Annotated in this window: 12 protein-coding genes; 2 read left to right on the top strand and 10 right to left on the bottom strand. The window is 39.1% G+C overall.

Going from position 1 to position 13,320, the window contains the following annotated elements; genetic code table 11:
* Window positions 1–4 precede the first annotated feature (4 nt).
* The 8 genes from FR7_RS09400 to FR7_RS09365 all read right to left on the bottom strand — a co-directional run bounded on the left by FR7_RS09400 (window position 5) and on the right by FR7_RS09365 (window position 9,367).
* The gene (locus FR7_RS09400; protein ID WP_007936416.1) at window positions 5–1,345 is read right to left on the bottom strand and encodes a nitrogenase component 1; all 1,341 of its coding nucleotides are present in this window, start codon (window positions 1,343–1,345) and stop codon (window positions 5–7) included.
* 521 nt (window positions 1,346–1,866) lie between these two features.
* Window positions 1,867–3,189 carry a nitrogenase component 1 gene (locus FR7_RS09395; RefSeq protein WP_007936414.1) on the bottom strand — a complete coding sequence of 441 codons (1,323 nt, stop codon included), beginning with the start codon at window positions 3,187–3,189 and terminating at the stop codon, window positions 1,867–1,869.
* Entirely contained in the window at window positions 3,189–4,655 is a 1,467-nt protein-coding gene (locus FR7_RS09390; protein WP_007936412.1) for a nitrogenase component 1, read from the bottom strand. The genes FR7_RS09395 and FR7_RS09390 overlap by 1 nt, the downstream gene beginning before the upstream one ends.
* 62 nt (window positions 4,656–4,717) lie before the next feature.
* Window positions 4,718–5,554, bottom strand: a complete 837-nt coding sequence (gene nifB / locus FR7_RS09385; RefSeq protein WP_007936410.1) for a nitrogenase cofactor biosynthesis protein NifB — start codon at window positions 5,552–5,554, stop codon at window positions 4,718–4,720.
* 30 nt (window positions 5,555–5,584) lie between these two features.
* On the bottom strand, window positions 5,585–7,000 hold the full coding sequence (locus FR7_RS09380; protein WP_007936401.1) for an FAD-binding oxidoreductase: 1,416 nt from the start codon (window positions 6,998–7,000) through the stop codon (window positions 5,585–5,587).
* Between the two features lie 51 nt (window positions 7,001–7,051).
* Window positions 7,052–7,423, bottom strand: a complete 372-nt coding sequence (locus FR7_RS09375) for a DUF2292 domain-containing protein (protein ID WP_007936400.1) — start codon at window positions 7,421–7,423, stop codon at window positions 7,052–7,054.
* Window positions 7,424–7,609: 186 nt separating this feature from the next.
* On the bottom strand, window positions 7,610–8,575 hold the full coding sequence (locus tag FR7_RS09370; protein ID WP_007951251.1) for a nitrogenase component 1: 966 nt from the start codon (window positions 8,573–8,575) through the stop codon (window positions 7,610–7,612).
* A 279-nt stretch (window positions 8,576–8,854) separates the two neighbouring features.
* Window positions 8,855–9,367: a hypothetical protein gene (locus FR7_RS09365; RefSeq protein WP_007936398.1), complete on the bottom strand. Its 513-nt coding sequence runs from the start codon at window positions 9,365–9,367 to the stop codon at window positions 8,855–8,857.
* A 406-nt stretch (window positions 9,368–9,773) separates the two neighbouring features.
* Between FR7_RS09365 and FR7_RS09360 the strand changes: the two genes are divergently transcribed.
* Together FR7_RS09360 and FR7_RS09355 are read left to right on the top strand one after the other, a co-directional pair.
* The gene (locus FR7_RS09360) at window positions 9,774–10,226 is read left to right on the top strand and encodes a hypothetical protein (protein ID WP_007936396.1); all 453 of its coding nucleotides are present in this window, start codon (window positions 9,774–9,776) and stop codon (window positions 10,224–10,226) included.
* Window positions 10,227–10,261: 35 nt separating this feature from the next.
* Window positions 10,262–10,558 (top strand): hypothetical protein, encoded by a 297-nt coding sequence (locus FR7_RS09355; protein WP_007936395.1) that lies wholly within the window; start codon window positions 10,262–10,264, stop codon window positions 10,556–10,558.
* Between the two features lie 162 nt (window positions 10,559–10,720).
* Here the strand turns inward: FR7_RS09355 and mglC are convergent, their stop codons facing one another.
* Window positions 10,721–11,734: a galactose/methyl galactoside ABC transporter permease MglC gene (gene mglC, locus FR7_RS09350; protein WP_007936394.1), complete on the bottom strand. Its 1,014-nt coding sequence runs from the start codon at window positions 11,732–11,734 to the stop codon at window positions 10,721–10,723.
* A gap of 16 nt (window positions 11,735–11,750) precedes the next feature.
* On the bottom strand, window positions 11,751–13,268 hold the full coding sequence (locus FR7_RS09345; RefSeq protein WP_007936393.1) for a sugar ABC transporter ATP-binding protein: 1,518 nt from the start codon (window positions 13,266–13,268) through the stop codon (window positions 11,751–11,753).
* Window positions 13,269–13,320 lie beyond the last annotated feature (52 nt).

Below are 13,320 nucleotides of genomic sequence, written 5' to 3'. Positions count from 1 at the left end.
CCTCTTATCTGCTGCCTACTAATAATCCTATAACATCTTCAATTAAACGTAAGGACCCACTATAGCCTAAATAGGCACGATCCAAAACAACCCGGTTGGATATGGGATAGGATACACTTAAATGCGCAGCTCCTAGGCTATCGGCAAATTCTCTGTCCAAGCTGCTGCCAAAAACGAATGCTGGACTAAAAGCATTAAAATAGCGATTATTATTATTACGCGGCCATGCTTTATTAAAATGTTTGCTCACGTTGGAAGTATCCGTATCAAACACCACTTTGGGAATGACACCGGATGAAAACGTAGTAAATTTCTCTGCGACCAGCTTTTCCTCATCTTCGGAAAGAAGATCTGTAATTACAACTAATTCCGGCAGCCACCCTAAATCATCAGCAATAAATCTTGTTAGTGCTGGAGCATAATTTGCATCTGCAACCACTACGCTATAACGTTGAAAATCCAAATCATTGTAGACATCAGCCAATCGTTCTACATAGCTGTAATAACGGGCTTTTTCTTCTGCTATTACATTTGAAACCAGCAGTTCATCCACCCCTAGCGCTTTGCCTACTGTCTCTAAGAATTCTTTTGTACCAGCAGGTCCAATCGGCAAGTTTGCAACAATATAGGGAACGTCATGAATTTCTTCAAATATTTTCGCCGATTTAACACCATAGACATCGGACACCACAATATTCAAATGAGCTTCACCAGCTTGTTTTAAATTTTCAATGGTTTCTCCTTCACCAAAAAAGGTATTTACTTTATAGCCTAATTTTTGAATTAAATCTTTTAATACATTTAAGTTTCCTTTCCAAAATACATCCTGGATGGGAACCAGACCGAATAGGTTCACAATCTTTTTATTTTTTACTGGCCTTTTTTCCACAAAATCTCTAAATAATGTACTCAGAACAATATCATATCCGGTGTAGGCATTTCCTTTAAATCCCCCTGTTTCAGCGGCAAAAACCGGCTTTCCCTGCTGATTAAATCTTCTAGCGACTGACACTGCATCATCGCCGATAATATCTACCATACACCCTGTAACAACAAAATATAGATCTCCATCAACAATTTCTAAGGTACTAGCAATTTGTTCCTCTAATCGCTCCTCACCACCAAATACAATGTCTCTTTCAAAAACATTGGAACTGGGTAATGCCTGCCCAGCACAATATCCGCTTCCCAAGTAGCCAGCAGCGCCGTTTAATGCATTGCCAAAATTACCGCCGCAGCCAGCAGCTGCATGAATAATTGAAATCGCTCTCGGCAGTGCTTTTAGAGTTGACACCGCCCCTCCCATAGTACATAAATAACGTGGTCTGTCGATAAAATTGCTCATATGCTTGCCTCCATAATCATTACTATCTGCAAATGGTTTGTATTATTAAATTAGAAAATTTTCTAACTTAATAAAAAAAGCAAAGAAAATTTCTTTCTATACAGAAAGAATTTTCTTTGCCTTCGGCATGGTCTGCCGATCAGTCAACTTCATTATAGACTAAATTTCCTTATTATCTAGCTAATATCAATTTTAAAAAATAAAAAAGGCTAAAGTATTTTGCTAGCAGCAAAATACTTTAGCCTTCAGCTTCTCTGATCAGCTAGAATATATAACATTTATTTCATTATACAGCAATTTATTTTCTTGTCAAGAGTTTTACTAGAAAAACTGCATCCATTAAAACACGTAAAACGAATTGAACCACAAAGATGCAAAGTACACAAAGGGATCGATTTATTTTTTGTGTTCTCCTTTGTGTGCCGCAGTAGCGGCATTGTGCTTTTGTGGTTCATAAATTCTTATATTTTTCCACCTACGAAGCCTATCATAGTACAGCTAGAAAAACTCATTCTGTCTTCTTACTGAAAATCTGACAAAACGATCGAATAGATATCTTCAACTAAACGCAGTGCGCCTTGATAGCCAACATAAGAACGATTCAAAGCCAAACGGTCGCTTACTGGCATAGAAACAGATAACTGATATCCATTTACTTCATCAGAAAGTACTCGATCCCATGCACTTCCTAAAATTAACGGTCTGCTGCGAAACTTAATTTTTCGAATATCTTCATGTATGGCACCACCATCGCTGTTAAAAACTACATCTGCAGTAATCCCGTCTGCAAAATTTTTAAACTGGGCAGTTATACTGTCTTGATATTCTTCTGAAACACCATCGGTTATATATTGTTTTTCAGGAAGAAGTCCTAAATCATTAATTAAGAATTTGGAAATTCCCAGTGCATAAAAACTATCTGCAATCGTTATAAAACGCCGAGGAAGCAGCCGAGTCTCAAGTAGAACATCTGCTGATCGTTCAATGTAATAATAATACTCCGCCTCATTCTTCTGGATCACTTTTTCAATTCTTTTTTCTTCTACTCCTGCATTTTGTCCTACGGTTCTTAAAAATTTAGCCGTCTCTGTCGGTCCTATGGGTAATACAGGATAATGCAAGTATGGCGTATTAAATTTTTCTTCCAAGTGCTGAACATTCTTTAGCCCGACCCAGGGAGAAATCAATACATTTAATTGTGCTTTCGGTACTTTTCCAAGAGCTTCCAATCCTTTTTCTGGACCTGGTCCAAAGATAACATTGGGTGTCAGCCCCAACTGGGCAATTAGACTTTCTATTTCTTTTAAATTGCCAACCCAAAAAGGATCCTGATAAGGCACAACAGACCAAATATTAATAAGACCAGGTTCCACGGTATTGGCGGGTTTTAAGTATTGGTCAATAATAGCATCCACTACCAGTTCATGCCCAAATAGATTTGTTCCTTTAAAACCGCCCGTTTCGGCGTAAATAACGGGTTTGCCTTGCTCTTGGAACCGACGAGCTACTTCCCCTGTATCATCGCCAACAATATCGGAGGTACAACCTGTCAATATAACAAATAAATCAGCATCAATGATCTTAAGAGAATTGCCAACAATCTCTTTCAGTCGATCATCACCGCCAAAAATAACTTCTTTCTCACCAATATTGGTACACGGCACTGAATGCCCGCCAACATAACCAGATCCTTGGCATCCATTTTGAAATCCTAAAGCTCCCCAGAGTTTTTGCCCGCAGCCAGGTCCTGCATGAAGTATGGGAACAGCTCTGTCAATAGCCAGCACAGACTGCAGCGCACCAAGAGAACATACATGTCGTACTTGTTCTGAATACTGGCTCATTATACCACCTCATTTTCTAAGAATATAAAGCTATCTTGTGCCATCCACCAATCTGTATAAGGCATTTTTACTCGCGATGATAAATTTTTGGCAAGACTGCGATTTGTAAGAGCGTCACTGAGCCGATAACCAAAATCAATGAGTCCTTGGTAACCAAAAGCACTAAACTCGTCAGCAACCATTACGGAAGGTATTCCCAATTTCGTCGCCCATACGGTAGAGCCGCCATGGCGTGCTACATATAAATCAGGTTTCAATCGATTCAATAAATTAAGTAATTCATAATTTTGCTGATCCCCCACACTAACAGGTATATCGACTTCCTGACTTGCCAATAGTTCTGTAGACGCTGGAGTTTTCCCATTATCATACTGAGGATCAAAATGCCATGTGGCCCCCCATATTACTTTTATCCCAAGTTCTTGAATGGTTCTAATATAATTATGACCAAAGCTAGGCCCCATTCCAACAACAGCTGTATGTCCCTGGAGTTTTTCCCTGATTTCTACTAGATCAGAAGCAATCTTCTCTTTTTCTTCCCGAATATAAGCCTCTACTTCGTCTTCCTTGCCAGTTACTGCACCTAATCCCCGCAACCAACTGTCCATTCCTACGATTCCATGAGGCTGTAAGGTTTTTACATAAGGAACTCCATAATGTTCTTCCAATCCATTGCCGATATAACTGCCTAATGTTCCACAAATACTGATGGTTGCAGCAGACTCAGACATCTTTGATAGTTCTTCCACCGTGCTGTATGGTGCCACAAACACAGGCTCCAAGCCAAACCGTGCAAGAGTTTCAACAATTTGTTTTCGGGCACTGCCGCTAAAATTGATCATATTGACTTTGTTTGTCTTTCGCTGAGGGGGTTTTACAATTTTCGTCAATATTGCATGGAATGCCGCATCAAAACCAGATGCCCATATCTTAGATTTAAATCCTTCACAAAATACAGGTGCTAAGGGAATGGGAATTTCTTCTTCTAATTCATCAAGGACACTCGTAATGTCTTCCCCTATAATTCCTGACACACAAGAAGTTGTCACAAAAATCGCCTTGGGATTAAACCGCCGATATGCTTCTCGTACAGCCTCTTTAAGTTTGACTACAGCACCGAATACAGTATCTTCCTCTACCATATTCGTATTAATCACATTGATATTTCTATGTTTCCAATTTCTAACCTTTTCGCCCCATTTATTTTGTGTATTACTGTAAACACTATCTGCCGCACAACCGATTGGCGCATGAACAACAATAGCAGCATCTACAATTCTCGAAAGATACCCTTGAGCACAACCGGAGCTGCAAGCACTGGACTGGCTAAAGCATCTTTCCTTATTCTTTAAAGAGCAGCTCGATGCTTGAGCAGCAAGTTCTTTGATAGACCCCTGGTATCCAGTCACCGATCCTAAGCGATTTTCCCGAATAGCAACTTCAGAAATGTTTAAATTAATCGACATCAATACTCACCATCCTTAAAATTTCTACTAGATTGCAAAGTTTACTAATTAGTCATTTCAAATTACCCTACCTTATCAACTCTGCACTGTCCGCAATCTCGCACCTGCCGCCGCCCTAATTGGCAACGTTTTCTCATTTCGTTAATTTCTTGTTCACTTACTTGAAGATTTTCTGCAAAGCTGCTTCCAGGAGCAGGAATAAGCGGAATAATGTTAATAATGAAAGCCCCCAGCTCTTTCATTTTTTTTACTACATCTGGAATATGCTGATCGTTAATTCCTTTTAACATGACAATATTGATTTTTATTAATACGCCATGAGCAGCCAGATACTCAATACCTGCTAACTGCTGTTCATAAAGCAGCTGCGCTGCTTCTAAACCTTCATACTTCTGCCCTTCGTAGAGTACAAATTTATAAATTTGCGCACCGATCCGGGGATTGACGGCATTTATGGTAACGGTTACATGATGAATTCCCAACTGAATAATCTCTGGTGCATATTTTGCTAATAATAAGCCATTTGTAGATAAACAAAATACAATGTCCGGATCGATCTTTTGAATTTGTTCTATGGTTTCTTTTGTCTGCTGCCAATCCGCTAAGGCATCTCCCGGACCTGCAATGCCTACCACGCCAAGTTCTGCGATTTTACCTTTTACGCTACGAAAGTTTTCGACGGCAAGAGCAGGAGTCAAGCTTTCACTGGTTACGCCAGGGCGGTTTTCATTGATGCAGTCAAAGCTGCGATTACAATAATTGCACTGTATATTACACGTCGGTGCAACTGGCAAATGCATCACAGCAAACTGTTGATGCACTTCTACAGAATAGCAGGGGTGTTTTTGTGTCTGTTCTAAAATATGAAGAGGAATATTGCTAAAGCAAGGATTTTTCATTGTATCACCTCATTTACTTTTACTGTTTATTTAACTAGCATCAATATCAAATATTTTTCCTGGATTTAGTATGAAATTAGGATCAAAGGCCTTCTTTAAATTCTTCATAAGTTCAAGCTCATCTGGTTGTATTACTGAACGCAAAAAATACTTGCGTTTAAAACCGATTCCATGTTCTCCTGATAATCGCCCACCAAGAGAATAGGTAACAGCGTACAACACCTCTCTGAATTCCTTAAGCTTATTCTCCCATTCCTCTATCGGCACTGTCCCAGGCAAAATACGCAAATGCAGATTGCCATCACCAGCATGCCCTGCTATCCGAAAGTCAAATTGGAAAGAAGTGGCTAATGATTCTAAGTTTTGAATAAACGGGGTAATAAGATCTACTGGTACAACTAGATCTTCTGATGCTCCTATAGGCTCATCTACTTCAAGTGCCTTCCCCCACTGTCTGCGCCCTCGCCAGATAGCTTCCCCTTCTATTGACCTGATATCCAGACAATTGTGTAAACTGCAAAGTTCTTTTAAGTATAGTTCTTTGAATCTTACATCTTCTTGGTTTTGGGCCTCTAACTGAATTAGCAAAACATCTCCAATGTCACCATAAAAGATTTTTGTCTTTTGATAGTTTTCAATCGCTATCACAGTATGCCGATCCATCAATTCAAGAGAAGTCGTATCCAACGCATTTTTTTCTGCTAGTAATGCTTCCACCAAAGTAACAGCTGCAGCTAGATTTGGGAATATCGCTAAGAAGTTTGGCAATAAAGGGGCAAGCTTTTGTAATTTAAGTGTAATTTTGGTAATAATACCTAGCGTTCCTTCTGATCCGGCAATCAGTTTAATTAAGCTGTATCCAGTAGAGTTCTTTTTCAACCGCCCTCCCAGAGTAAGAATTTTCCCTTGCGGAGTCACGATCTCCAACTCGTAGATTTGATCAGCGGTCACGCCATACTTAACCGCTTTATTTCCTCCAGCATTAGTAGCAACATTTCCTGCAATTACACAATCGTCGCTGCTGCAAGGATCTCCAGCATATAATAGACCATGTCTTTTCGCTTCATTTTGAATATCTAAAGTCCGCACAGCAGCTTCCACGATCATATATTTTGCTGCAATATCTACATGGATAATGCGATTCATACGAACTAAATCAAGGAGGATGCCCCCCTTTAACGCCACAGCACCTCCCGCAAGACCGCTTCCTCCTCCTCTAGGCGTAACTGGTATTAAATGTTTATTCGCTAATTTCATTATTTCAGCCACTTCTTGGGAGCTTCCTGGCAGAACCACGAGTTCAGGGTAACGTAAGATATCTTTCCTTGTACCCGCATCATAAGCATAATGATCCAAAATTGCCGCTCCTGATAATACATGCTCTACACCAACAATAATCTGTAATTTAACAATTATATTCGATGTTACTTTTTTATAATTAGACATTTTAATCCCAACCTCCTAAAGCAGTTCTCATGTCTATCCAGCAAGCCTTCTTCATATGCCCGCTCCATCAACTCCTTCAAATTCATGAATGCGTCTTTTTTCTGTTTTCTCCAAATGATCCACTTGCCCATTATCTAAACGAATGATCAGCTGACCATAACGAATATCTTGCAGCTCTGTTAATATTCGTACGCAAAGAGGATGTTTCTCTTTAGGCTTCTCAATTTTCACGTAACTTCCCTGACGGCTCTTGGCTGTAATCGTAAATCTTTCTGTTTTCTCCATTTTAACAACATATCCATCTTGTACTGATACGATCAAAAATCCACTATAAGCAGTGTGTAAAAAATAATTAATAATTTCTAATACTTGAATTGGCTGAGATTCGGTAGAATTAGGTTCCTTTTTAAGGTATTTCGGCATACAGATCCCTCCTAATTTTAAGTGCGATTTTGTTATATTACATAAAATAAAAAAGGCAAAGAACGTTCCTGAAAGGAAACTTCTTTGCCTTTAGGTTTCACCTAATCAGCACTATGAGCTACGAGTACAGCTGGAGAAAAAGAATTGTCATTTAAACACAAATTTATCCGTATTAACATTTCTCTTTTAACGATTTACGATAATGGCACTAATCAGATCCTCAATCAGCCGCAAACCGCCCTGGTAGCCAGTATAACCTCGGTCAATTACGGCTCTATTGGATACAGGAAAACTGATACTTAAATGAGCAGCACCTAACTCTTGTGCCAATGGCCGATCTAATGAGCTGCCAACAACAAATGCAGGTGATAATGCATTTACATATTTTCCATATCGCGTTTGGCTGCCTTCCCAATGTTCTTTAATACTTTTTGCAATATCTGTTGAATCACCTTTGAAAATAATTTTAGGTATACGTCCTGATTTCAGACTCGATAATCGATTTACGATGCGCTCTTGTTGCTCCTCCATTAATGTATCCGTAATGATGATTACTTGTGGGAGCCATCCGAAATCATTTTCAAGAAAGGCAGTAATGGCCGTTGCATAATTAGAGTCTCCCACTACAGCTGCATATCGCTGCAAATCCATATCATTGTAGCAATCAGTAAGGGGTTCAAGCAGTTTATAATAGCGTTGATTTTCAGTAGTAATAACCGCTTCAATCCCGGCTACAACAAAGATAATCATGGGCTTATAATGTTCATCAATTTCACGAATGGCAGCTTCTAATTTCTCTTCGCCCCCACAGATTACATCGCTCTCATTTAAAGCCGTCGAAAGCCATGTACCATCTTTAATCACACCCCAGCGGTGATTATTTCCAGCTCGAACCCCTATATTTCCACCATGAGAAGAAGATCCACACCCCACCGCTCCATGCATCAGCACAACACTATTCGGTATGCTGTTCATCATCCCTAAGGCTGGCAGCAGTAAGCAGATATTATTTTGGGTAAATGTCCTCTCTCCATCTGGTACACAACATCTCATTTTCCGATTCGTCATATCCGACAAGGTCCCACCGCTGGCAATGCATGCATTTAAGCGTTGTTCCCGCTTTGGCGCTTCTTTCTGCAAAAAGTAACTCATCACGTATCCTCCTCTTCCTAACCATTGTTAAAAGTTTTATGACCCACCAGCAAATCTAAGATGCAAATACAAGAAAAATACTGCTTGAATCAAATCTTTCTATTTGAAAAAGACTGAAGGCAAAGAAAATAATCCATTTTCTTTGCCTTCAGTCTCCTGATCAGCCACACGATACTAATTTTTGGTTCTACTCTAACATAAAACTTTCCAATAGTCAATTTTTTTATCTAAGAACTAAACCGCTTTAAGACTTCCATCTACTGCTAGAAATAGAAGCCGCTACATGCGATGAAGAAATTCATTTGCTAAACTGCTAATGCCAGGATTACCATGTTCTGTAGTCTTTACCAGGCACTCCCTAAATATAGGAAGAATCCATTCCTTTTGCATAGCCAGTTTATGAAGAGACTCGATGGAGTTCTTAGCAGTATCTTCATCTTCTTGTGTCTCAATCCATTGGCTAAGCAAAACAACCACTTGCTTCATTTCCCATTCATCCCACATCATGCGCCCATAGAGCACTGCAACTTGCCTGCGTACTCCAGGCTGATTGATCCTCGAGAATTCATTGAGTAATACTCTTCTATAAGGTGTCAAAAATAAAGGACGAACACGTGTCACCTTTTCTACCATAGATGCAGCTTGCATCTGAATACAGGGATCTTCGTGCAATACCCCCCGCATGATTTCACTCAAAATGAGAGGATCGCTAGCCGCAGCCTCCAATAATTTTTCTACAAGGTTACGTGCCTCTTCGCTATCCTCGGCTACAATTTCCCATGGTATTAACAAAACTAATTTCCTCCTTAAAAGTGGCTTTCTGCTTCTTTACAATCATACCTGCAAAATCTTAGTTAGTATGTTTACTATCTTCAAATAACAATGTAGAATAATGAAAGAAGAAGTTTGAATGGATATAATGAGGATTCATATCATCATTTCTTGTACTATTCGCAAATGAGACAGAAGTATCCTGCATACCTCATCTCCTACCCTATATTTTTTTAGAATGGCTATCAGCTAGACGATACTCATGAATAGGCAGACAGGCTGCTTCCTTACAAAAACTCATGTATACAAGATGAAGATAAACAGGTATACTAGTACAGCATCATCCCTAGACTTGTGAATATTATCGAGAACATTGCACCTGCACCATTGGGGTTTATACTATAAAATACATAGGAGAATTGAACTCATGACCTTTCGCAGGAAAAAAACATATGAAGATATTTATAAATGGCATCGTCATAATAATGGTACCTGTTTTTATTGCTATGAGGATAAACCTGTAGCAGTTGCTTTTGTGGGAGCTAAAGGTATTTGCCAAGATTGTCTGGATCATTTTAAAGCAGGACATGTCGGTACAGATCGCCATGCTATTGCCCATCTAACCAAAAACCTTCCAAATCACGAGGCAACCGTCGAATGGCTACAAAAACATGGCGTGAAGCTAGCACCTACAGGCTATCGAAATAACGCCTACTGTTATATGGCAATTAACAACCTAGGAACTTTCAATCATTATCATGAGATTATCTATGGCAACATTGAACTTAGCACCGTAAGCAGCGATGCAGCAAAAAGAATATTCGATAGCTATAATGATATAGAAATATATAAGGATGGCAGTATTCGTATCATTTATTAATAAAAGAACCCTTACTAGAAAGGAGAATTCATATTATGGAATCAAACCAGGACAAAAAAGCAGAGTCTCTTGTATTGTGTGAAGCATCTCTGATTGAGGATATGAAATTAGCAGTTGATGCTGAAATGTTACCTACCCAATTTACCATATCAGATATAAAAAAATGGATGGCAGAAGATCAAATCCAAAGACCAGATGGTACACTCTATCCTGAAATAACAACTGAGTTGTTGTATAACTACGCTAGACACACACCAATAACAAAAAAACGAAAGCAGAAAGTTCTTTATGTTAATTCTACTTCCAGCCTTTTTTCCTTTAATCCCTTTTGATATAAACTGTAATACATACAATCAATAAAAAACAAAGTGGCTGCCAATCGGTAGTCACTTTGTTTTTTCATGGCAAACGTTTATAAATTACTTCGTGTTCTCCTATCCTTCGTGTCTTCGCGTTCAAAAGGTCTTCTCTTAAAAGGACGCGGAGCGTTTTTCTTAGGTTTTGGAAATATATTTTCGAATATCTACTGCAACCGCCGAGACAATAATGAGACCTTTTATAATAAGCTGCCAATAAGGGTTCATTCCAACAAAGGTTAAACCATAGTTAATAACAGTAAAAATCACAACTCCTACCAGTATACCTGGCACTGTGCCAATACCGCCAGTTGTAGAAACACCACCTACGACACAAGCAGCAATGGCATCTAATTCATACATGTTACCATAATTGTTAGTCGCGCCACCTGTTCTTGCAGCCTCCAATACACCAGCAAAGCCATAAAGCGCCCCGGCAATTGCATAGATCATAATCAAATTAAGACCAACATTAATTCCTGAAACTTTGGCAGCATTGATATTACCGCCAATAGCATACATATTTTTACCTAGCTTTGTTTTGTTAAAGATTACCCAAACTACAAACGATACGATCAGGGCTATCAGTACTATATAGGGAATCGAATAGGGACCAGTACCAATTGATCCCGAGCCGATGATTGTAAAGTCAGGCCGTAGACCACCAATTGGCTGTGATTCATTAGGCTTCATATCAAAGTAAATCGAATTTACGCCATAAACCATAACGTAAGTACCCAATGTTGCAATAAACGGTGGTACACTAAATTTAGCCACAATCCATCCATTGAGTATACCTACAATCAGACCACCAATAACAGCCACGAGAATCGGGATCCAGATTGGCAAATCAGGCAGGTTTGGAAAAAACCGTCGCGAGTAATCTGCGATTTGCAGCATAGAACCGGATAATACAGCAGCCAAACCTACAACACGTCCGGCAGAAAGATCAACGCCTGCTGTTATCAATACAAAGCCAGCACCGAGAGCAATAATTACCCGAGTGGAAGACTGCATTAAAATATCACGCAGGGTATTAATTGATAAAAAATTTGAATTATAGATGGCAATTGCTATGATAAGAACGATTAGGACACCATAGATTGCATATTGCAAAAAGAATTCATTCAATTTTTTCGTATCAAAGTTCATTTTTTAACCTCCTTTTTCACGCCAAATATAAGGTTGCATGGCGCATGATTTCTCGCTCAGTAGCATTCTTTTGATCCAATATGCCCGTAAGTCGTCCCTCACACATTACCATGATTCGATCCGACATCCCTAAGATTTCAGGCATTTCAGAAGATATCATGATGATACTTTTCCCTTGCTTGGCAAGCTCTGTAATAATCGTGTAAATTTCAAATTTTGCACCAACGTCAATACCACGGGTTGGCTCATCAAGCAGCAATATATCCGGATCAGTAAGCAACCATCGTCCGATTAAAACTTTTTGCTGATTCCCCCCGGACAGATTCTTTATCAGCTCCTTGATCGAAGGTGTTTTTATTCTAAGTTTCTCAATACTCTTTGCTGTATCTTCTTTCATCTTTTTCTCGTTTAGAAAGAAATACGAAGTTTGATACGCATTCAGATCAGCAATCGCTGTATTTTCCACGATCGATAAAACCGGAAAGATTCCTGTAACACGTCGTTCTTCCGTAAGTAAAGCAATTTTATATTTCTTGGCATCTGCCGGCGACTTAATTTTAACCTCTTTTCCATTCAAAATAAATTTGCCTTCTGCTATAGTACGCAATCCAAAAATTGCTTCTACCAGCTCCGTACGTTGGGCACCTACAAGTCCGCTGATTCCAAGTACTTCGCCTTTTCGCAGATCAAAGGTAATTTTTTTAAAGGACCGGGGATTAGGTGACGTAAGATTTTCTACCCGCAGCACCACTTCACCAGGTACATTACTGCGCTCTGGAAAGCGCTGGGTAAGATCACGTCCAACCATCTTAGAAATAATTAAGTCAGTAGTCAGCTCCGAAGCATTCCAGGTACCAATATATTTACCATCCCGCATAATTGTAACGTCATCTGATATTTGGAGAATTTCTTCCATTTTATGAGATATATAAATGATCGAAACTCCTCTTTTTCGTAAGTCACGTATAATCTTAAATAACTGTTCCACCTCATTGCCAGTCAACGAAGATGTTGGTTCATCCATCACGATGATTTTCGCATTAAAGGATACAGCTTTAGCAATTTCAATAGACTGCACTTTCGATACTGATAGAGTTTTAACCAGCGCATTAGGATCAATATCAATTTCCAATTGTTGAAATAAAGCAGTAGTATCAGCATACATTTTTTTATGGTCTACAAATTGAAAAGGACCAAAACCAGTCATAGGAAAACGTCCTAACCATACATTTTCCATCACATCTCGATGAGGAACAGGATGCAATTCCTGATGAATCATGGATATACCATAATTCAATGCATCTTTAGAATTATGTATTTCTAGCTTTTGCTGGTTTAAGATAATTTCACCAGCATCTTGTTTATAAATTCCAAAAAGGCATTTCATTAACGTTGATTTTCCTGCACCGTTTTCTCCCATGAGAGCGTGTACAGTACCAGGCCTAACCTTAAGCGTTACATCGTCAAGAGCTTTAACACCCGGAAATTCTTTAGAGATGTTATTCATTTCAAGTAAAAATTCAAGTTCTGTCATTATTGAGCGCCTCTCTTTCTCTCAAAGGCATTTTACTATCCCTTAGTAATCA

It is taken from the genome of Pelosinus fermentans DSM 17108 (assembly GCF_000271485.2).
GTDB lineage: Bacteria > Bacillota > Negativicutes > DSM-13327 > DSM-13327 > Pelosinus > Pelosinus fermentans.
The sequence above is the reverse complement of the archived record's forward strand: the minus strand, read 5'-3'. Positions and strand labels throughout refer to the sequence as shown.

Excerpts from the sequence above, each read along its gene's own strand:
- FR7_RS09400 (WP_007936416.1), bottom strand. The coding sequence starts at position 1,345 with ATGAGCAATTTTATCGACAGACCACGTTATTTATGTACTATGGGAGGG.
- mglC (WP_007936394.1), bottom strand. The coding sequence starts at position 11,734 with ATGAACTTTGATACGAAAAAATTGAATGAATTCTTTTTGCAATATGCA.
- FR7_RS09370 (WP_007951251.1), bottom strand. The coding sequence starts at position 8,575 with ATGAGTTACTTTTTGCAGAAAGAAGCGCCAAAGCGGGAACAACGCTTA.
- FR7_RS09390 (WP_007936412.1), bottom strand. The coding sequence starts at position 4,655 with ATGTCGATTAATTTAAACATTTCTGAAGTTGCTATTCGGGAAAATCGC.
- FR7_RS09355 (WP_007936395.1), top strand. The coding sequence starts at position 10,262 with ATGGAATCAAACCAGGACAAAAAAGCAGAGTCTCTTGTATTGTGTGAA.
- FR7_RS09375 (WP_007936400.1), bottom strand. The coding sequence starts at position 7,423 with ATGCCGAAATACCTTAAAAAGGAACCTAATTCTACCGAATCTCAGCCA.
- FR7_RS09395 (WP_007936414.1), bottom strand. The coding sequence starts at position 3,189 with ATGAGCCAGTATTCAGAACAAGTACGACATGTATGTTCTCTTGGTGCG.
- nifB (WP_007936410.1), bottom strand. The coding sequence starts at position 5,554 with ATGAAAAATCCTTGCTTTAGCAATATTCCTCTTCATATTTTAGAACAG.
- FR7_RS09380 (WP_007936401.1), bottom strand. The coding sequence starts at position 7,000 with ATGTCTAATTATAAAAAAGTAACATCGAATATAATTGTTAAATTACAG.
- FR7_RS09360 (WP_007936396.1), top strand. The coding sequence starts at position 9,774 with ATGACCTTTCGCAGGAAAAAAACATATGAAGATATTTATAAATGGCAT.
- FR7_RS09345 (WP_007936393.1), bottom strand. The coding sequence starts at position 13,268 with ATGACAGAACTTGAATTTTTACTTGAAATGAATAACATCTCTAAAGAA.